An 18,588-nucleotide genomic window follows, 5' to 3' on the forward strand; every position below is an offset into this window, starting at 1 on the left:
TCCGATGAGGAGCCGGCTTCTCGCACCGCGCACCTGGTCGCTGCGGATGCGGCTGCTGGTCACCCAGGTGCTGCTGTTGGCGCTGGTCTGTGTGGCCATCGGGGTCGCCACCGAATTCGCGTTGCAGCGCTTCCTGATGCGTCAGCTGGACACCCAGGTCGTCGAGGCCGCTCGTCGCTCGGTCGGGATCATGGAATTGCCGCCGCCGCCGTTCCATCTGCCGCCCCCGCCGCCGGGTAGGCCGGCACCGCAGATCCGGTTCCGCTTCGATCCCGAGCAGGGCCCGGGCCCCGGGTTTCTCAACGCCCCGGGGCAGGCGATCAACACGGTCGGCGCGGTGATCGGGCCGGAGCGCAGCGTCCGGGCACATGAGATCGACAGCGGCGTGATCACGTCCGAGGGCGCCACCGCCGATATCAGCACCGCGGCATCGGCGCAGTTGACCCAGGTGCCGCCCGATGGCAACCCGGTCACCATGGATCTCGACGGGTTGGGTTCCTACCGGGTGATATCGGAGCAGCCGAGGCGCGGCGCGCCGACCGTCGTCGTCGGGCTGCCCACCACCGTCGTCGACGAAACCCTGTGGTGGGTGTTGCTGATGTTCTGCGTCGTCTCCGCGGCCGCGTTGGCCGCTGCCACCGCCGCCGGGATCTGGATCATCCGACGCCAATTGGAGCCGCTGTCAAAGGTTTCCGCGGCGGCACGCAAGGTTGCCGACCTCGAGCTCGACAAGGGGGAGGTGCGGTTGCCGACACCGATCGTGCCGGTCGATCCGGACAGCGCGCACACCGAGGTCGGTCAGCTGGGCTCGGCGCTGAACCGGATGCTGGACCGCATCGCCGGGGCGTTGTCCGCGCGCCACGCCAGCGAGACCCGGGTCCGGCAGTTTGTCTCCGATGCCAGCCATGAGCTGCGCACCCCGCTGGCGGCCATTCGCGGCTATACCGAACTGGCGCAACGCAAACGGGATGAGCTTCCCGAGGATGTCGCGCATGCGATGAGCCGGGTGGAATCCGAGACCCAGCGTCTCACCACCCTGGTGGAGGACATGTTGCTGCTGGCCCGCCTCGACGAGGGGCGTCCGCTGGAACGGGCCACGGTCGATCTGGTCCAGGTGGTGGCCGACGCCGTCAGCGACGCCCATGCCGCCGGACCCGAGCACGAATGGATGCTCGAGCTGCCCGATGACCCCGTGCAGGTCACCGGCGATCAGGCGCGCCTACACCAGGTGCTGGCCAATCTGCTGACCAACGCCCGGGTGCACACCCCGGCAGGCACCACCGTCACCACGTCGGTGACGATGAGAAACGATGGAAGCGCGGTGCTGTCGGTCACCGATGACGGACCCGGTATCCCGGAAGCGCTGCAACCGGAGGTCTTCGAGCGGTTTGCCCGCGGTGACTCGTCGCGCTCCCGGCGCGGGGGCAGCACCGGGCTCGGCTTGGCGATCGTGGCGGCCGTGGTGAAGGCGCACCGCGGCACGATCGACCTGCACAGCGTTCCCGGCGATACCCGGTTCGTGATCACCCTGCCGGCCGACGGTCACAGCTGACGCACAGCTCGGGCACATACGGGGCGTAGCGGCGCCCACCAGAATCGTCGGATGACTGCCGTACTGACGCGCGCTCCCGTCACGACATCGCCGCCGCGGCGTCCGGGCGGCGAACGCCTCGCGTTCGGGATCCTGCTGCTCGCCACCGCGGCGCTGTACCTGTGGAATCTGTCGGTCAGCGGCTGGGCCAACAGCTTCTACTCCGCGGCCGTGCAGGCTGGGAGCCAGAACGCGACGGCGTGGGTCTTCGGGTCCAGCGATGCGGCCAACGCGATCACCGTCGACAAGACCCCGGCCGCGCTGTGGGTGATGGGACTGTCGGCGCGGCTGTTCGGATTCAGTTCGTGGAGCGTGCTGGTCCCGCAGGCCTTGATGGGGGTGGCCTCGGTCGCACTGCTGTACGCGGGCGTGCGGCGGGTCAGCGGGTCCGGCGGGGCCCTGTTTGCCGGCGCGGTGCTCGCTTCGACACCGGTGGCGGCGTTGATGTTCCGGTTCAACAACCCTGACGCCCTGCTGGTGCTGCTGCTGGTGGCCGCGGCGTACTGCGTGCAGCGCGCCTGCGCGCCGGACGCCGGACGGTGGTGGCTGGTCGCCGTCGGCGGGCTGGCCGGATTTGCCTTCCTGGCCAAGATGTTGCAGGCCTTCCTGGTGCTGCCCGCGTTCGCCGCCGCCTATCTGATCTGTGCGGCCGCTCCGCTGCGGACCCGGCTGCTGCGACTCGGCGCCGGTCTTGCGGCACTGGTGGTTTCGGGTGGCTGGTATCTGCTGCTGGTCGAACTGTGGCCGGCCGAGCACCGCCCGTTCATCGGGGGATCGCAGCACAACAGCATCGTCGAACTGGCACTCGGCTACAACGGTGTGGGCCGGCTGACCGGGGCCGAAACCGGCGGGCTGGGAAACCTGAACTTCGACGTCGGCTGGGGGCGGCTGCTGGGCAACGGGATGGGCGCCGATATCGGCTGGCTGCTGCCCGCCGCACTGATCTGCGCCGGCGCCGGCTTCGTCCTGACCTGGCGGGCGCCGCGCACCGACCCGACCCGGGCGGCGTTGATCATCTGGGCCGGCTGGCTGGTGGTGACCGCCGCGGTGTTCAGCTACGCCAACGGCATCGTGCACTCGTACTACACCGTGGCCCTGGCGCCCGCGATCGCCGCGTGCCTGGGTATCGGATCGGAATTGTTGTGGCGCAACCGGAACAGGCCGCCCGCTGCGACCGCGTTGGCCGCGACGGTGCTGGTGACGATCACCCTGGCGGTGGTGCTGCTGGCCCGCAGGCCGGACTGGATGCCGTGGCTGCGGCCCTCGATCGCGGTGGTCGGCGTGACCGTGGCCGCCCTGCTCCTGGTGTCCGGTCGGCTGCCGAGACCGCTCGAGAGCCTCGTCGCCGTCCTGGCGGCCACGGCGGTCCTGGCCGGGCCGGTCGCCTACTCGGTGGCCACCGCCGCGGCCCCGCATCGGGGGGCGATCCCGATGGTCGGACCGTCGCGCGGCGACGTCGGCCCGGCATTCCTGGATGCGCCGGAGCCGGCGCCGGAGCTCACCGCGCTGCTGACCGACGGCGCCGCGGGCTACACCTGGCCGGCCGCGGTGGTCGGCTCGAACAATGCGGCGGGCTATCAACTGGCCGCCGGTGTCCCGGTGATGGCCGTCGGCGGGTTCAACGGCACCGACCCCGCGCCCACGCTGGACGAATTCCGCGGGCTCGTCGCTGACGGGCGCATTCACTACTTCATCGAATCGCACATCATGGCCAGTTCCCGCACCGACCACGGCGGCAGCGATGCCGCGGTTCACATCGCGGACTGGGTGGTGCAGAACTTCGTCCCGAGGACCGTCGGCGGCACCGTCGTCTATGACCTCACCGACCACGACCTCACCGACGACGGCGTCGACTCATAGCCGGCACACAGCTTGCGCCAACGGACGGCACACCGTGGGCGCCGAGCATGGACACCATGACCGAGATCCTCTCCGCGGCACGCCCCAATGTCGCACTGACCATCCCCGGTGTGCCGGTCGTCGACATCGTGGTGCCGGTCTTCAATGAACAGGCGACTCTGGAGAATTCGGTGCGCAGGCTGCATCGGCACCTGCGGGACAATTTCACCTTCGCCGTCCGCGTCACCATCGCCGACAACGCGAGCACCGATGACACCCCCCGCATCGCCGCCGCACTCGCCGGTGAGCTCGAGGGTGTGCGCATGGTGCGGCTGGAGGAGAAGGGCCGCGGGCGCGCACTGCACAAGGTCTGGACCGAATCGGACGCGCCGGTGCTGGCCTACATGGACGTGGACCTGTCCACCGATCTGGCCGCGCTGGCACCGCTGGTGGCCCCGCTGCTGTCCGGCCATTCCGACCTGGCCATCGGCACCCGGCTCAACCGGAGTTCACGCGTCGTCCGCGGCGCCAAGCGGGAATTCATCTCACGCTGCTACAACCTGATCCTCAAATCGACGCTGTCCGCCGGCTTCTCCGACGCGCAATGCGGTTTCAAGGCGATCCGGGCCGATGTCGCCCGTGAACTGCTGCCCTATGTCGCCGACACCGGCTGGTTCTTCGACACCGAACTGCTGGTGCTGGCCGAACGCAGCGGTCTGCGGATCCACGAGGTGCCGGTGGATTGGGTCGACGACCCGGACAGCCGGGTCGATATCGTCGCCACCGCGAAGGCCGATCTGCGTGGCATCGGACGTCTGCTGCGCGGGTTCACCGACGGCTCGATTCCGGTCAACACCATCGCCGCCCAGCTGGGTTCGCGCCGCGCGGCGGCTCCGGGATCGCTACTGCGCCAAGTGGTGCGGTTCGGCACCGTGGGAGTGCTCTCCACCGCGGCCTACCTGCTGCTGTTCCTGATGTTGCACGGACTCCTCGGAGCCCAGCTGGCCAATCTGCTGGCGCTGCTGCTGACCGCGATCGGCAACACCGCGGCCAACCGGCGGTTCACCTTCAGCGTGCGCGGCGCCGGTACGATCGCGCGGCACCACGTCGAAGGCCTCATCGTGTTCGCCATCGCGCTGGCCATCACCAGTGGCTCGCTGGCGGGTCTGCACGCCGTGACCGATCAACCCGACCAGTTGCTGGAGACATCCGTGCTGGTGATCGCCAATCTGGTGGCCACCGTGGCGCGCTTCGTACTGCTGCGCGGCTGGGTCTTTCACCCGCGCCGCCGCTGACACCCCTGACGCTGATAAGGATTGACATGACGATGACTGCAGACGCTCAGACGACGGCGGACCGGGCACCCGTGCCCGAGGTCCGCCCGCGCTGGGAACGTCCAGGTCTGCCGGCGTTGCTCGCCGGCACCGCGGTGCTCTACCTGTGGGGGCTGGGCGCCAACGGCTGGGCCAACAGCTACTACGCCGCCGCTGCGCAGGCAGGTACCCAGGACTGGAAGGCCTGGTTGTTCGGGTCGTTCGACGCGGGCAACGCCATCACGGTGGACAAACCGCCGGCTGCACTGTGGGCAATGGCCCTGTCCGGCAGGCTGTTCGGTTTCAGCGAGTTCACCATGCTGTTGCCGCAGGCGCTGATGGGCGTGGCCTCGGTGGCGGTGTTGTACGCCGCGGTTCGACGCAGCAGTGGACCCGCCGCGGGGCTGATCGCCGGTGCCGCGCTGGCGCTGACGCCGGTCGCGGCGCTGATGTTCCGGTACAACAATCCGGACGCGCTGCTGGTGCTGTTGCTGGTGGTGGCGGCGTACTGCATGGTGCGGGCCACCCAGCAGGGCAGTATGCGGTGGGTGGCACTGTCGGGGTGCGCGGTCGGTTTCGCGTTCCTGACCAAGATGCTGCAGGCGTTCCTGGTGGTCCCCGCGCTGAGCGTGGTGTTCCTGGTCGCCGCACCGATGACCTTCTGGAAGCGCATCGGCGGACTGCTGGTCGCGCTGGTGTCCGCGGTGATCTCGGCGGGCTGGTACATCGCGCTGGTCAGTGCGTGGCCGGCGGATGCCCGGCCCTATATCGCCGGGTCGAGCGATAACAGCCTGCTGCAGTTGGCATTCGGCTACAACGGTATCGACCGCATCGTCGGTCAGGATCAGCCCGGTGGTGGGCCCGGGCGGGGTGGCCCCGGCGGTGGGGGAGCGAACCTGTTCTTCGGCGGTGATCCGGGCATCGGCAGGCTCTTCGGGGCGTCCATGGGCGCCGAGGCGTCCTGGCTGCTGCCGGCGGCCCTGCTCGGTCTGATCGCCGTGCTGTGGCTCACGCGGCGCGCCGCGCGTACCGACATCGTGCGGGCCTCGACGTTGATGTGGGGCACCTGGCTGCTGATCACCGGTGCGGTGTTCAGCCTCATGGACGGCATCATCCACCCGTATTACACGGTCGCCCTCGCGCCGGCGACCGCTGCGCTGGTGGGGATTTCGGCGGTCGAGTTGTGGCGGCGCCGGGAACACCCGGCTGCGCGGGCGGTGCTGGCGGTGGGCCTGGCCGGCACCGTAGGGTGGGCCTTCGCCCTGCTGTCCCGCCATCCGGAGTGGTGGCCCGGGGTGCGGTGGTCGGTGCTGACCGTGTCGGTGCTGGTCGCGGTCGCATTGGCCGTCGGCGCCCACCGGCTGGGCCGGGCGGCCACGGCTGCGCTGGTGGCCGCGGCCCTGCTGGCCGGCGGTGCGGGCAGCGCCGCGTGGGCGGTGGCGACCGTCGCCGCCGGGGGCAGCGGTGGACCGATGGCCATGTCGGGTCCCGCCCAGCAACACGACGACTTCGGGCCCGGCGGTCCGGGTGGGCCGGGCCGGCCGGGTGCGCGCGTCGACGACGCGGCGTTGGCCGAGCTGGTGACCGGGCTGGACAACCGTTGGGCCGCGGCCACAGTCGGTTCGATGATGGCCGGGGACCTGGAACTCCGCAGCGGTGCCTCGATCATGTCGATCGGCGGATTCGCGGGCGGTGACGATTCGCCGACACTGCAGCAGTTCCAGGATTACGTGGCGGCCGGGGATGTGCGGTACTTCATCGCCGGGGAGCGGTTCGGCCCGGGCGGGCAGCGGGACGGGGCGGGCACCCAGATCACCGAATGGGTGCAGCAGAACTTCCGCAAGCTCGATGTCGGCGGCACCGCGGTGTACGACCTGGGCAGCCCGCTCGGCTAGATTTCCTGCGGTGTCAGCGCCCCAGCACCGGCCGCCGTTCCCCCGCGGGATGGCCCTGTTGGTGGCCGGCGCGTTCTTCATGGAGATCCTCGACGCCACCATCATCACTCCCGCCATCCCGCTGATCGCCGCGTCCTTCGGCGTGGATGCCGTGGACGTGAACGTGGCGATCTCGGCCTACCTGGTCACCGTGGCGGTGCTGATTCCGGCCACCGGGTGGATGGCCGACCGGTTCGGCATCCGGCGGGTGTTCCTGGCCGCGATCGCGGTGTTCACCCTGGCCTCGGTCGGCTGCGCGCTGAGCACCTCGCTGCCGATGCTGGTTGGGATGCGCATCCTGCAGGGCATCGGCGGCGCCATGATGGTGCCGGTCGGCCGGCTGGCGGTGCTGCGCTACAGCGCCAAATCCGATCTGGTGCGTGCGATCGCCCTGCTCACCTGGCCGGCGCTGGCGGCCCCGGTGCTCGCACCGGTGCTGGGTGGCGGCATCGCGACGGTCGGCAGCTGGCGGTGGATCTTCATCGTCAACATCCCGCTGGGCATCATCGGTTTCGCGTTGGCACTCAAGCTGGTTCGCGGCGGTCCCGCCGCTTCGGTCCGCAAGCTGGACTGGCCGGGCATGGTGTTGCTCGGCGGTGGTATCGCGGCGGCGCTGATCGCGCTGGAGAGCATCCGCCTCGCCGGCACGGACTGGCTGCTGGTGGGTGCCTGCGGAGCGGGCGCGGCGGTGCTGCTCGGACTGGCGTTGTGGCATCTGCTGCGGTCGGCCTCGCCGTTGATCAAGCTTCCGGTGCTGCGCGTGCGGACGTTGCGCATCACGGTGACCGCGGGGTCGCTGTACCGGATGGTGATCACCGCGGTGCCGTTCCTGTTACCGCTGAAGTTCGTGCTGGAGTTCGGGTGGACGCCGCTGCAGGCGGGGCTGATGGTGGCCGTGCTGTTCGCAGGAAACCTGACCATCAAGCCGGCCACCACCCCGCTGATGCGCAGGTTCGGGATCCGCGCGGTGCTGGTGGTCAACGGCATCGCCTCGGTGCTGTGTTTCGGGCTGCTGGCGCTCGTCCACCCCGGCATGCCGGTGGTGCTCATCGGGATCGTGCTCTATGTCAGCGGTGCCCTGCGCTCGATCGGCTTCACCGCCTACAACAGCCTGGCGTTCTCCGACGTCGACGGTGATGACCTCACCCACGCCAACACGCTGAACGCGTCGGTGCAGGAACTGGCGGCCGGTCTGGGTATCGCGGTGGCGGCCCTGCTGGTGAGCCAGCTGGCGTCCTATTCGGCGACGTTCCTGGTGCTGGGGGCGGTGCTCGCGGTGACGCTCGTGGAATCGCTCCGGCTGCCCCGTGCAGCCGGTGCCCATGTGACCGGGCAGTGAGCCGAATCGTTGACATCAGCGCCGCATGGCGGTTTAATACCCAACCATGATTGCAATTCTGGTCATATCTACCAACTTTACGGAGATGCGATGACGGCTTCCGCCGACCTCGACCCGGCAGCCGCCCGCTACGAGCTCAGCCACCTGCGTGCGCTGGAGGCCGAGGCGATCCACATCATCCGCGAGGTGGCCGCGGAGTTCGAGAAGCCGGTCCTGCTGTTCTCTGGCGGCAAGGACTCCATCGTCATGCTGCACCTGGCCATCAAGGCGTTCGCGCCCGGCCGGCTGCCGTTCCCGGTCATGCACGTCGACACCGGGCACAACTTCGACGAGGTGCTCCAGGTCCGCGACGAGATGGTGGCCGAGCACGGTGTGCGTCTGGTCGTGGCCAAGGTGCAGGACGATATCGACGCCGGCCGGGTCGTCGAGACGATTCCGTCGCGCAATCCGATGCAGACCTTCACGCTGCTGCGCGCCATCCGCGAGAACAAGTTCGACGCCGCGTTCGGCGGCGCCCGCCGCGATGAGGAGAAGGCCCGCGCCAAGGAGCGGGTGTTCTCCTTCCGTGACGAGTTCGGGCAGTGGGATCCGAAGGCGCAGCGACCGGAACTGTGGAACCTGTACAACGGCCGTCATCACAAGGGCGAGCACATCCGTGCGTTCCCCATCTCGAACTGGACCGAGTTCGACATCTGGTCCTATATCGGGGCCGAGAAGATCACGCTGCCGTCCATCTACTACGCGCATCAGCGCCAGGTGTTCGAGCGCGACGGCATGCTGCTGGCGGTGCACAAGTTCCTGCAGCCGCGCAAGGACGAGCCGGTGATCGAGAAGACCGTGCGGTTCCGCACCGTCGGCGACGTCACCTGCACCGGTTGCGTGGAATCGTTGGCGGGCACCGTGTCCGAGGTGATCGCCGAGACCGCGGTCTCCCGACTCACCGAGCGCGGCGCGACCCGCGCCGACGACCGCATCTCTGAAGCAGGTATGGAAGATCGCAAGCGCGAGGGGTATTTCTGATATGGCAACGCTTCTTCGCATCGCGACCGCCGGGTCCGTCGACGACGGTAAGTCGACGCTGATCGGCCGGCTGCTGTTCGACTCCAAGGCCGTCATGGAGGATCAGCTCGCCGCCGTCGAGCGCACCTCCAAGGAACGTGGCAACGACTACACCGACCTGGCGTTGGTGACCGACGGGCTGCGCGCCGAACGGGAGCAGGGCATCACCATCGATGTCGCCTACCGGTACTTCGCCACCGCCAAGCGCAAATTCATCATCGCCGACACCCCCGGGCACGTGCAGTACACCCGCAACATGGTGACGGGCGCCTCGACGGCGCAGTTGGTGATCGTGCTGGTCGACGCCCGGCACGGGCTGCTGGAACAGTCACGCCGGCACGCCTTCCTGGCCTCGCTGCTGGGTATCCAGCACATCGTGCTGGCCGTCAACAAGATGGACCTGGTGGATTGGGATGAGCAGCGGTTCAACAAGATCCGCGATGATTTCCACGAGTTCGCGGCGCGTCTGGACATTCACGATGTGACCACCATCCCGCTGTCGGCGCTCAACGGCGACAACGTCGTCACCAAATCCGATGTGGCGCCCTGGTATGAGGGTCCGGCGCTGCTGAACCACCTCGAAGAGGTGTACGTCGCCGGTGACCGCAACCTGGTCGACGTCCGCTTCCCGGTGCAGTACGTCATCCGGCCCCAAACCCGCGAGCACGCCGACCATCGCAGCTACGCGGGCACCATCGCCGGCGGTGTCATGCGTCCCGGTGACGAGGTCGTGGTGCTGCCTGCGGGGAAAACCACTCGTATCACCGAGATCTCGGGTCCGTCAGGTCCGGTGGATGAGGCATTCACCTCGATGGCGGTGTCGATCAGCCTCGCCGACGATATCGACATCTCCCGTGGCGACATGATCGCCCGGCCGAACAATCAGCCCGACGTCACGCAGGAGTTCGACGCCACCGTGTGCTGGATGGCCGACGGCGCGGCGCTCGAACCGGGCCGCGACTACATCATCAAGCACACCACCCGCACCACCAGGGCGCGGGTGACCGCACTCGACTACCGACTCGATGTCAACACCCTGCATCGCGACAAGAGCGCGACAGCGTTGAAGCTCAACGAGCTCGGCCGTGTCACGCTGCGTACCCAGGTTCCGCTGCTACTCGACGAGTATTCGCGCAACCCGGCCACGGGGTCGTTCATCCTCATCGATCCCGACAACAACGGCACCGTTGCCGCGGGCATGGTGCGCGACACCGAACCGGCGGCCAACCGCGCCGCAAGCCCCAACGCGGTGCGTCACCAGAACCTGGTGAGCGCTGACGACCGGCTGTCCAAGGGCTCGACGGTGTGGTTCACCGGTCTGTCCGGCTCCGGAAAGTCCTCGGTGGCAATGCTTGTCGAGCAGAAGCTGCTGGCCGCCGGGCGGCCGGCCTATGTGCTCGACGGCGACAACCTGCGTCACGGGCTCAACGCCGACTTGGGCTTCTCGATGGATGACCGCGCCGAGAACCTGCGCCGGCTCGCGCACATCGCGACGCTGCTCGCCGACTCGGGGCAGATCGTGCTCGTGCCGGCCATCAGCCCGCTGGAGGCGCACCGCGAGCTGGCCCGCACCGTGCACGCCGAGCAGGGCTTCGACTTCTACGAGGTGTTCTGCGACACCCCGCTGGAAGACTGCGAACGCCGCGACCCCAAGGGTCTCTATGCGAAGGCTCGCCGCGGTGAGATCACCCACTTCACCGGTATCGACAGCCCCTACCAGCGACCGAAGAACCCGGACCTGCGGTTGACGCCGGAGCAGTCCGCGGACGAACTGGCGCAGCAGGTGGTCGACCTGTTGGGTAGTCGGGAATGAGCGACGATCACGAACTCGCCGGCAGGCTCGCGACCGAGGCCGGTGAACTCCTGCTGAAGGTGCGCGCCGAGTTCGCCGACGCCGAGTCCGCGGACCGGAAGGCGGCGGGGGACAAACGGTCCCACGATTTCCTGATGGCCGCGCTGGCCGAGCACCGGCCGGGTGACGCGGTCCTCTCCGAGGAGGGCGCCGACGACAAGGTCCGGCTGAGCGCCGAGCGGGTGTGGATCGTCGACCCGCTGGACGGCACCCGTGAGTTCTCCGAACTCGGCCGCCAGGATTGGGCGGTGCACGTGGCGCTGTGGGAGCGGGGTGAACTGGTCGCCGGTGCGGTGGCATTGCCCGCACAGGGCGTCACGCTGGCCACCCCGACGGTCATCGCACCCCCGGCGGCGCCCGATGCACCGCGCGTCGTGGTCTCACGCACCCGGCCTCCCGCAGTCGCGCTCGCGGTGCGGGAGGCGCTCGGGGGCACTCTGGTCGAAATGGGTTCTGCGGGAGCCAAAGTCGCCTCCGTGGTGCAGGGCATCTCCGATGTCTACGTGCATGCCGGCGGTCAGTACGAGTGGGATTCGGCGGCGCCGGTCGCCGTGGCCCGCGCGGCGGGGCTGTTCACCTCGCGGATCGACGGGTCCCGGCTGGTCTACAACCAGTCCAACGTGTCGCTGCCCGACCTTATCGTGTGCCGCCCCGAGTTGGCCGACGCGGTGCTGGCGGTCACCAAGTCGCACTAGCGTCCGGTCGCGCCGTCGATCAGTTCGCGCAGAATGTCGGCGTGGCCGGCATGGCGGCCGGTCTCCTCGATCATGTGGGTCAGCGCCCAGCGGACGCTGGGGGAGTCCTTTCCCGGCACCGGATCTGCCACATCGGTACAGCGGTCGAGCACACCGTTGGCCTCCCGTACCGCCGCCCGGTAGCGGTCGACGATGTCGGCCACGGTGTCGCCGGGGTCGGCGTGAAACGTTGCCGGCCAATCGGTGACCCTGTCGCCGAGGAAGATCCAGCGTTCGACACAGGTGACATGGTGGAGCAGACCGAGCAGATTGGTGCCCGATGGCACGAGGGCGGTCCGCACCTGCGGTTCGGGGGCACCGTCCACCTTCGCGGCCAGCGAGGTCCGCAGATAGTCGAGAAAACCGCGCAGCGTCTCGACCTCACTGCCGCCGGCTCGGGGCGGTGGGACATCGCGTCGTCGGGCCGGCACCGCACCAGTCTGGTGCACGGCAGTGCTCGGAAGGGAGCACCCTTGCCGTTCTGGCAAGGGCAACTAGGCTGAACCCCATGAGTCGCCCCACCCTGCGCAACTTGGTCGACCTGCCGTCTGCACCGCCCCCGCTTCGGGATTCGGCGCTGGTGCTGGTGGACTGCCAGAACACCTACACCTACGGGGTGATGGAACTCGACGGCGTGCAGGCCGCGCTCGAGGAGACCGCCGCGCTGCTGGACCGGGCCCGCACCGCGGGCATCCCGGTCATCCACATCCAGCACAACGGCGGGCCGGGTTCGCCCTATGACATCACCGCGGAGGTCGGAGCCATCGTCGATTCCGTCGCCCCGCGCGACGGCGAGCCGGTGGTGGTCAAGCAGTTCCCGAACTCGTTCGTGCAGACCGATCTCGACGAACGCCTCAAGGCCGTCGGCGCCACCAACCTGGTGCTGGCCGGATTCATGACGCATATGTGCATCAACTCCACCGCGCGCGGCGCGTTCAGCCTCGGCTACGCCCCGACGGTCGTCGCCAGTGCCACGGCCACCCGGCCGCTGCCCGGCGTGGGCGGTGAGACCGTGGCCGCGGCCGCGCTGCAGTCGGCCAGCCTGGCCGCCCTGTCCGACCTGTTCGCCGTGGTGGTCCCCGACGTCGCTGGGGTGCCCGACTGAACACCGTGCGCCAGGCGAGGTAGGCATGGCTGCAGCGCGTGACTGGATACTCCGGCAGTGGCATGACTTCGTCGGGCCCGAAGCCACTCGCACCGACAACATCTGCACGCTGACGCTCGCTGCGGTGGGCGGGCTCGCGGCGCGCCGCCTGTCCCGGCATGACGTCTGCGCCACCGACGGGCTGGTGCTCGACGGTGTGGCCGTGGACCTGTGGGGCGGCGCGTGGGCCAACAACACCCGCGCGTGTGCGCGCTGGTACGAACGGTCCGGCCAGACCGATCGGCATCACCTGACGTTCGCCGCCGCGCACCTGCATCCGCTGGTCTACGCCTGGATCGACCGCCACCACCGGGCGAACCCGACCGTCTGGGCGGCTACGCACTATGGGTACCTGCTGGTCGCCACACTGGTGATCCGCGCGCGGCCGCGGCACCGCCGCCTGCTCGGTGTCCTGACCACAGTGGGTGGGGTCGCCCTGGACCGGGCGCTGGGTCCCTCGAGCGCCGCGCCGTGGTTCGGCCCGGTGTTCTACGCCAAGCTGCTCCTCGGACATGCGTCGGCGGCCCGGTGGTCCGATGCGGAACTCGCGGCACCGCCGGATCTCGGCGCAATCGGGTGATCGCCGAAAATTACCGTGCAGAACCGCACGACTGCGGCCAAGCTGGTACCCGTGAACACCGAGCCCGCAGCAGGTCAACCGTCCACCCGGGTCAGCCGGTTGCGGGAGAAGCAACGCACCGAACGCGACGGGCTCGACGATCTGCTCGACAGCACACCGCTGGCGACGGTGGCGCTGATCCGCGATGGCCATCCGGTGGTCTTCCCGACTGGATTCGCCCGCCTCGGTGACGATCTGGTGATCCACGGGTCCACCGGTTCGCCGTGGATGCGGGCGCTGGCGGCCGGCGCCCAGGCCGCGGTGTCGGTGACCACGCTGGACGGAGTCATGGTGGCGCGCAGCGGCTTCGAGTCGTCGTTCCACTACCGCAGCGCGACGCTGTTCGGCACATTCGCGGTCGTGCCCGACGCGGACAAGAACCGCTATCTGGCAGCGCTGACCGATGCCTTCATTCCCGGGCGGGTGGCCGAGTTGCGCGCCAGCACCGACCGGGAACTCGCGGCCAGCCTCGCGCTGCGACTGCCGATCGTCGCCGACAACTGGTCGCTGAAGGTCAGCGCCGGCTGGCCCGAGGACCCCGAGTCCGACGTGGCCGCCGGCGCCTGGGCCGGGGTGGTGCCGCTGACCGTCGGCTACGGCACCCCGCAACGCGCACCGGACTGCGATCCGGCGACCCCGCTGCCCGCATCGGTGCACGCCATGACCGGTCCGCTGCGCAACGCCGCACCGCCACTTCGCTGATCAGCGGGACCGCAATGGCACAATTCGCGGTATGCGGATGTCGGCGAAGGCGGAATACGCCGTCCGCGCCATGATCCAGCTGGCCACCGTCGAGGACGGGTGCCTGGTGAAGACCGACGACCTGGCCAAAGCGCAGGGCATTCCCGCGCAGTTCCTGGTCGACATCCTGTCGGACCTGCGGACCGATCGGCTGGTGCGCAGCCATCGCGGCCGCGATGGCGGCTACGCGCTGGCCCGCCCGGCCGCCGATATCAGCATCGCCGACGTGCTGCGCTGTATCGACGGGCCGCTGGCCAGCGTCCGCGATATCGGGCTGGGTGACCTGCCGTATTCGGGTCCGACGGCGTCGCTGACCGATGTGTGGCGGGCGCTGCGGGCCAGTATGCGTTCGGTGCTGGAGGAAACCAGCCTGGCCCACGTGGCCGCCGGCTCCCTTCCCGAGCATGTCGGGTCGCTGGCCCGCGTCTACCTGGACCAGGAATCAGACCGGGGCCACGCGGCCAACTGAGGGCCCTGTCGCAATGTCACCCTGAGAGCGACGCCGCGCATATATATCCACGGCGGCGCTCTCAGGGTGACATTGCATCAGCCCGCCACGTCAGCGGCCGATGGACCGCAGCGTGTCGACCGAGATCTCACCGTCGCGCGTGGTCGCGGTGACCGTGGCGGCCGCCCGCTCAGAATCGGTGGTCTGGGGCACCCGCACCGACGCCGAGCCGTCATCGGATTGGGCGCGCACCAGGTAGGGGCCCGGGGTCGGCAGCGCGAGGTCGACGTCACCGTCGCGGGTGGTGGCCTCGATTGTCGGCGGTGCGTCGGTGAACCGCACCTGCACATCGCCGTCCCGTGTCTCGGCGGTGAACGACTCACCGACCGAGATCGGTTGGCGGGTATGAATTCCGCCGTCCCGGGCGCGTACCTGGATCCGGCGCACCGTGCCGCGCAGCAGCACCATGCCGTCGGTGGTGGTGGCGGTCAGCTCGTCCAGGTCGGCCTCGGCGATCAGCACGCCGTTGTCCTGACGCACCGTCACCGCCAACTGGCGGCCCAACTCCGGGGGCACGGTGACGGTGAGTTCACCGGGATCACCCCAGGCCAGGAAGCTGCTCGGCGCGTCGACACGCAGCAGGGTGCCGCCCGCATCGGTGCTGACGGTCAGCTCTTCGCGATCACCACGGTCGGTGGTCACCATGCGGACATCCACCCGCGGTGTGGTGGCGTCCCGGTCGCTGACGATGCGCACCGCCATCGGAGATGACGCGGTCTCGACCGTGAGCGCACGCATGTTTGCGGGTAGGTCCCGATGGTCGGTGACCAGCCGGAACGCGCTCAGGCCCACCGCGGCCGCAGTCAGCAGGGCCAGGGTGATCGCGATGACGGTGACGGCCGCGATCACCAGCGCGGCGCGTGCCGCCGTGCGTCCGCCCGGTGACAGGGCGGCGGGCCGGGGGAGTGAGTGTGGTGGTCATGTGGTTCCCTCTCGGGGTCGGCACGGATCAGGATTCGAGGTAGCGCAGAACCGCGAGCACCCGCCGGTTCTCGCTGTCGTCGGGAGCCAGTTGCAACTTGGCGAAGATGGAGGCGATGTGCTTCTCGGCAGAGCCGACCGAGATGTGCAGGGCCGCACTGATCGCCGAATTCGTCTTGCCCTCGGCCATCAGTTGCAGGACTTCCTGCTCGCGCGGGGTCAGCGCGTCCAGCGTGGCGCGCCGCCGCGAACGCACCAAGATCTGGGACACGACCTCGGGGTCCAATACGGTGCCGCCGGCGCCGACGATCCGCACGGCGTCGAGAAAGGCCGGTACATCGGCGATCCGATCTTTCAGGAGGTAGCCGAAACCCTTTGTGTCCGAGGCGATCAGGTCGGCGGCGTAGCGCTCCTCGACGTAGTGCGAGAGGACCAGTACCGGTGAATCCGGGTTCTGGGACCGCAGCAGTGCGGCGGCGCGGATGCCCTCATCGGTGAAGGAGGGCGGCATCCGCACATCCAGGATGGCCAGATCGGGGTTCTGGTCGTTGACGATGCGCAGCAGCTCAGTGGCATCCGGGACGCCGGCGACGATCTCATGCCCGGCATCGGCGAGGATGCGTTCGATCCCGGCGCGCAGCAGCGCGGAGTCCTCGGCGATCACGATGCGCATGGCAGCACCGCCGTGACGATCGTGGGGCCGGTGACCGGACTGGACACCGTGAAGGTGCCACGGGCCGCCCGCACCCGTTCGGCCAGGCCGCGCAGGCCCGTCGAATCCTCGTCGGTGTCGATGTGCGCGCCGCCGCGACCGTCGTCGAACACCGAGACGTGCAGGGTGTTCGCGGCCTCGTCGGTGCGCACCGTCACCACCGCCTGGGTGGCGTCGGCGTGCCTGGCCACATTCGTCAGCGCCTCGGCGACGACGAAGTAGGCGCACGCCTCGACCTCCTCGGGCAGCCGGGCCGGCAGGTGGATGTCGAGAGTGGTGGGCACACCTGAGGTTTCGGTTCGCTGCACCACCGCCGAGAGTGCGGCGTCCAGACCGCGATCGGCCAGGATGGTCGGGGCGATACCGCGCACCACGTTGCGCAACTCGGCCAGTGCGCTCATCGCGTCACCGTGGGCCTCGGTGATCAGCTTGCGTGCGGTGGGCAGGTCGGTGTCCAGTTTCGTCTGGGCCAGCCCGATGGTCATGGCCAGCGACACCAGTCGCGGCTGCACGCTGTCGTGCAGATCGCGTTCGATGCGGTGCCGTTCGGTCTGTGCGGAGGTGACCGCGCCCGCACGCGCCTGCGACAGCGCACTCACCTCGTGTTGGAGCGCCGCGGTCGGCGAGGCCGACAACAGCCAGCGGTCGATCCTGGCATCCAGGGCGGGCGCGAAGACCAGGATCGCCACCGCCGCCACCAACCCCAGCACCGCGAGTAGCCACGCGAGCGCCGGCGAGATGAACCGCAGCCCGGCGTCGTCATCGCTGCGCTGGATCGCCAGGGCGGCGGCCGGGCCGAGGAAGGCGAAGGTGAGCAGCGCGACCGCGAGCCCGGTGACCAGTAGGTCATAGGTCATCCGCAGGAAGTGCTGGCCGGTCGCCTTCCAGAACCGGGCACTGCTGATGTCGAGCCACAGCTGGTGGGCCCACCCTTGAAATCCGGTGTGGTGCGACAGTGCCCGCGCCGGCACCGGGATCTGCAGGCCGAAAACCGCTTCGCTGCGCAGCCGTTCCACTCGTTCGACTCCGCGCATCAGATAGACGAACACCACGCCCGCGAGCAGGAATCCGACGATGGAGAAGATCGACGAGATCCCGATGACCATGATGGACAGTGGAATCCAGAACCACACGACGGCCAGGACGGCGCCGGTGATCATCGACGCCGTCGGCACGACGCCGATGTGGCGGAAGCGTTGTTGGGGGGCAGGCTCCGCGGGGGCGGTGACGGGAGCAACCGACGTGATGGCGACCATGCCACCAACCTATGGACTCCCGCGCCGCGGCAACACCGCGTTTCCCCGCCGGCCTGGTGGGGGTTAACCCCCGGATCGGCCGATCCCGGTGTCGATGTGGCGCTCCCGTGCCAGAATCGCCGACGTGCGAGTCGGAATGACGATGCCGGTCATGGAACCGGACCTGGACGCGGTGACCCTCAAGACCTGGGCGAAGGTGATCGATGACGGCCCGTTCTCGTCGCTGTGCTGGGGCGAACGTATCGCCTTCGACAACCCGGACTCGATGACGCTGCTCGGGGCGCTGGCCGCCTGGACCGACCGGGTGCGGCTGGTGACGACGGTGGTGGTGCCGCAACTGCACGATCCGGTGGCACTGGCCAAGGCGCTGGCCACCGGTGATGTGCTCAGCGGTGGCCGCCTGACGGTGGGCCTGGGCGTCGGTGGCAGACACGAGGACTACGAGGCGGTCGGCGCCGACACCGCCACTCAGACCATGCGCGCCATGGCCGAGCGGGTCGCGGTGATGAAGCGGGTCTGGGCGGGGGAGAAGGTCACCGACTCGGTGTTGCCGGTGGGTCCGCCGCCGGTGCAACCGGGCGGTCCCGAGCTGCTGGTGGGCACCATCGGCCCCAAGACGGTGCGCAGCGCGGCGGGCTGGGCGGCCGGGCTGGCGGGCACCACCCTGGACCTCGACGCCGACCAGCAGAATGCCCTGTTCGACGTGGCCCGGGAGGCCTGGGATGCGGCAGGGAAGCCGAAACCGCATCTGGCGACGTCGTTCTGGTTCGCGATCGGTGAACCGGACGCTGCGCGCGAGCAGGTGCGCCATCACCTGCTGCGGTACATGAACTGGATCCCCGAGGAGTTCGTCGACGCGATAGCCCCGACCACGGGATGGTCGGGCAGCCAGGACGAACTACTCGCCGTGCTGCGCCGTTTCGAGAGCATCGGCGCCGACGAGGTGCACCTGATCCCGACATCGGATGACATCGAGCAGGTGCACCGCGTCGCCGAGGTGATCGGCGATCTCGGCTAGACCGAAAC

General features: G+C 69.2%; 17 protein-coding genes. 13 read left to right on the top strand and 4 right to left on the bottom strand.

Going from position 1 to position 18,588, the window contains the following annotated elements; genetic code table 11:
- The first annotated feature begins 4 nt into the window (after window positions 1–4).
- The 8 genes from EXE63_RS23440 (at window position 5) to EXE63_RS23475 (ending at window position 11,622) form a co-directional block, all read left to right on the top strand.
- Window positions 5–1,552 carry a sensor histidine kinase gene (locus EXE63_RS23440; protein WP_168143910.1) on the top strand — a complete coding sequence of 516 codons (1,548 nt, stop codon included), beginning with the start codon at window positions 5–7 and terminating at the stop codon, window positions 1,550–1,552.
- A 51-nt stretch (window positions 1,553–1,603) separates the two neighbouring features.
- Window positions 1,604–3,451: a glycosyltransferase family 39 protein gene (locus EXE63_RS23445; protein ID WP_168143911.1), complete on the top strand. Its 1,848-nt coding sequence runs from the start codon at window positions 1,604–1,606 to the stop codon at window positions 3,449–3,451.
- Between the two features lie 56 nt (window positions 3,452–3,507).
- The gene (locus EXE63_RS23450) at window positions 3,508–4,725 is read left to right on the top strand and encodes a bifunctional glycosyltransferase family 2/GtrA family protein (protein ID WP_234904246.1); all 1,218 of its coding nucleotides are present in this window, start codon (window positions 3,508–3,510) and stop codon (window positions 4,723–4,725) included.
- Window positions 4,726–4,751: 26 nt separating this feature from the next.
- Window positions 4,752–6,638 (top strand): ArnT family glycosyltransferase, encoded by a 1,887-nt coding sequence (locus EXE63_RS23455; RefSeq protein ID WP_168143913.1) that lies wholly within the window; start codon window positions 4,752–4,754, stop codon window positions 6,636–6,638.
- A gap of 49 nt (window positions 6,639–6,687) precedes the next feature.
- The gene (locus EXE63_RS23460) at window positions 6,688–8,016 is read left to right on the top strand and encodes an MFS transporter (protein WP_168145733.1); all 1,329 of its coding nucleotides are present in this window, start codon (window positions 6,688–6,690) and stop codon (window positions 8,014–8,016) included.
- A gap of 90 nt (window positions 8,017–8,106) precedes the next feature.
- Window positions 8,107–9,036: a sulfate adenylyltransferase subunit CysD gene (gene cysD / locus EXE63_RS23465; protein WP_105366750.1), complete on the top strand. Its 930-nt coding sequence runs from the start codon at window positions 8,107–8,109 to the stop codon at window positions 9,034–9,036.
- 1 nt (window position 9,037) lies between these two features.
- Window positions 9,038–10,888, top strand: a complete 1,851-nt coding sequence (gene cysN, locus EXE63_RS23470; protein ID WP_234904247.1) for a sulfate adenylyltransferase subunit CysN — start codon at window positions 9,038–9,040, stop codon at window positions 10,886–10,888.
- Window positions 10,885–11,622 (top strand): 3'(2'),5'-bisphosphate nucleotidase CysQ, encoded by a 738-nt coding sequence (locus tag EXE63_RS23475; RefSeq protein ID WP_168143914.1) that lies wholly within the window; start codon window positions 10,885–10,887, stop codon window positions 11,620–11,622. Before cysN ends, EXE63_RS23475 begins: the two co-directional genes overlap by 4 nt.
- Here the strand turns inward: EXE63_RS23475 and EXE63_RS23480 are convergent.
- Window positions 11,619–12,092, bottom strand: a complete 474-nt coding sequence (locus EXE63_RS23480; protein ID WP_168143915.1) for a DinB family protein — start codon at window positions 12,090–12,092, stop codon at window positions 11,619–11,621. The genes EXE63_RS23475 and EXE63_RS23480 overlap by 4 nt on opposite strands.
- Before the next feature lie 77 nt (window positions 12,093–12,169).
- Here EXE63_RS23480 and EXE63_RS23485 point away from each other — a divergent pair, with 77 nt between their 5' ends.
- Genes EXE63_RS23485 through EXE63_RS23500 form a run of 4 tightly spaced genes read left to right on the top strand, consistent with a single transcriptional unit; the run spans window position 12,170 to window position 14,634 of the window.
- Window positions 12,170–12,766: a cysteine hydrolase family protein gene (locus EXE63_RS23485; protein ID WP_168143916.1), complete on the top strand. Its 597-nt coding sequence runs from the start codon at window positions 12,170–12,172 to the stop codon at window positions 12,764–12,766.
- Between the two features lie 25 nt (window positions 12,767–12,791).
- Window positions 12,792–13,385 (top strand): hypothetical protein, encoded by a 594-nt coding sequence (locus EXE63_RS23490; protein WP_168143917.1) that lies wholly within the window; start codon window positions 12,792–12,794, stop codon window positions 13,383–13,385.
- A 51-nt stretch (window positions 13,386–13,436) separates the two neighbouring features.
- Entirely contained in the window at window positions 13,437–14,126 is a 690-nt protein-coding gene (locus EXE63_RS23495; RefSeq protein ID WP_209999903.1) for a pyridoxamine 5'-phosphate oxidase family protein, read from the top strand.
- Window positions 14,127–14,157: 31 nt separating this feature from the next.
- Window positions 14,158–14,634 (top strand): Rrf2 family transcriptional regulator, encoded by a 477-nt coding sequence (locus tag EXE63_RS23500; RefSeq protein WP_168143918.1) that lies wholly within the window; start codon window positions 14,158–14,160, stop codon window positions 14,632–14,634.
- 90 nt (window positions 14,635–14,724) lie between these two features.
- On the opposite strand, the gene EXE63_RS23505 is transcribed toward EXE63_RS23500, so the two are convergent.
- The 3 genes from EXE63_RS23505 to EXE63_RS23515 form a co-directional block, all read right to left on the bottom strand.
- A complete protein-coding gene (locus tag EXE63_RS23505) occupies window positions 14,725–15,522 on the bottom strand; it encodes a DUF4097 family beta strand repeat-containing protein (protein WP_168143919.1) in 798 nt (265 codons plus the stop codon).
- Window positions 15,523–15,622: 100 nt separating this feature from the next.
- A complete protein-coding gene (locus tag EXE63_RS23510; protein WP_168143920.1) occupies window positions 15,623–16,267 on the bottom strand; it encodes a response regulator transcription factor in 645 nt (214 codons plus the stop codon).
- Entirely contained in the window at window positions 16,255–17,562 is a 1,308-nt protein-coding gene (locus tag EXE63_RS23515; RefSeq protein WP_168143921.1) for a sensor histidine kinase, read from the bottom strand. Before EXE63_RS23515 ends, EXE63_RS23510 begins: the two co-directional genes overlap by 13 nt.
- Window positions 17,563–17,698: 136 nt before the next feature.
- Between EXE63_RS23515 and EXE63_RS23520 the strand changes: the two genes are divergently transcribed.
- Entirely contained in the window at window positions 17,699–18,580 is an 882-nt protein-coding gene (locus tag EXE63_RS23520; RefSeq protein ID WP_168145736.1) for an LLM class flavin-dependent oxidoreductase, read from the top strand.
- The last annotated feature ends 8 nt before the right edge of the window (window positions 18,581–18,588 follow it).

Origin of the sequence: Mycolicibacterium frederiksbergense (genome assembly GCF_012223425.1) — a bacterium.
Classification (GTDB): domain Bacteria; phylum Actinomycetota; class Actinomycetes; order Mycobacteriales; family Mycobacteriaceae; genus Mycobacterium; species Mycobacterium frederiksbergense.

What these genes read in the sequence shown, in the direction of transcription:
- EXE63_RS23440 (WP_168143910.1), top strand. Translation starts at nt 5, where the DNA reads ATGAGGAGCCGGCTTCTCGCACCGCGCACCTGGTCGCTGCGGATGCGG.
- EXE63_RS23445 (WP_168143911.1), top strand. Translation starts at nt 1,604, where the DNA reads ATGACTGCCGTACTGACGCGCGCTCCCGTCACGACATCGCCGCCGCGG.
- EXE63_RS23450 (WP_234904246.1), top strand. Translation starts at nt 3,508, where the DNA reads ATGACCGAGATCCTCTCCGCGGCACGCCCCAATGTCGCACTGACCATC.
- EXE63_RS23455 (WP_168143913.1), top strand. Translation starts at nt 4,752, where the DNA reads ATGACGATGACTGCAGACGCTCAGACGACGGCGGACCGGGCACCCGTG.
- EXE63_RS23460 (WP_168145733.1), top strand. Translation starts at nt 6,688, where the DNA reads ATGGCCCTGTTGGTGGCCGGCGCGTTCTTCATGGAGATCCTCGACGCC.
- cysD (WP_105366750.1), top strand. Translation starts at nt 8,107, where the DNA reads ATGACGGCTTCCGCCGACCTCGACCCGGCAGCCGCCCGCTACGAGCTC.
- cysN (WP_234904247.1), top strand. Translation starts at nt 9,038, where the DNA reads ATGGCAACGCTTCTTCGCATCGCGACCGCCGGGTCCGTCGACGACGGT.
- EXE63_RS23475 (WP_168143914.1), top strand. Translation starts at nt 10,885, where the DNA reads ATGAGCGACGATCACGAACTCGCCGGCAGGCTCGCGACCGAGGCCGGT.
- EXE63_RS23485 (WP_168143916.1), top strand. Translation starts at nt 12,170, where the DNA reads ATGAGTCGCCCCACCCTGCGCAACTTGGTCGACCTGCCGTCTGCACCG.
- EXE63_RS23490 (WP_168143917.1), top strand. Translation starts at nt 12,792, where the DNA reads ATGGCTGCAGCGCGTGACTGGATACTCCGGCAGTGGCATGACTTCGTC.
- EXE63_RS23500 (WP_168143918.1), top strand. Translation starts at nt 14,158, where the DNA reads ATGCGGATGTCGGCGAAGGCGGAATACGCCGTCCGCGCCATGATCCAG.
- EXE63_RS23510 (WP_168143920.1), bottom strand. Translation starts at nt 16,267, where the DNA reads ATGCGCATCGTGATCGCCGAGGACTCCGCGCTGCTGCGCGCCGGGATC.
- EXE63_RS23515 (WP_168143921.1), bottom strand. Translation starts at nt 17,562, where the DNA reads ATGGTCGCCATCACGTCGGTTGCTCCCGTCACCGCCCCCGCGGAGCCT.
- EXE63_RS23520 (WP_168145736.1), top strand. Translation starts at nt 17,699, where the DNA reads ATGACGATGCCGGTCATGGAACCGGACCTGGACGCGGTGACCCTCAAG.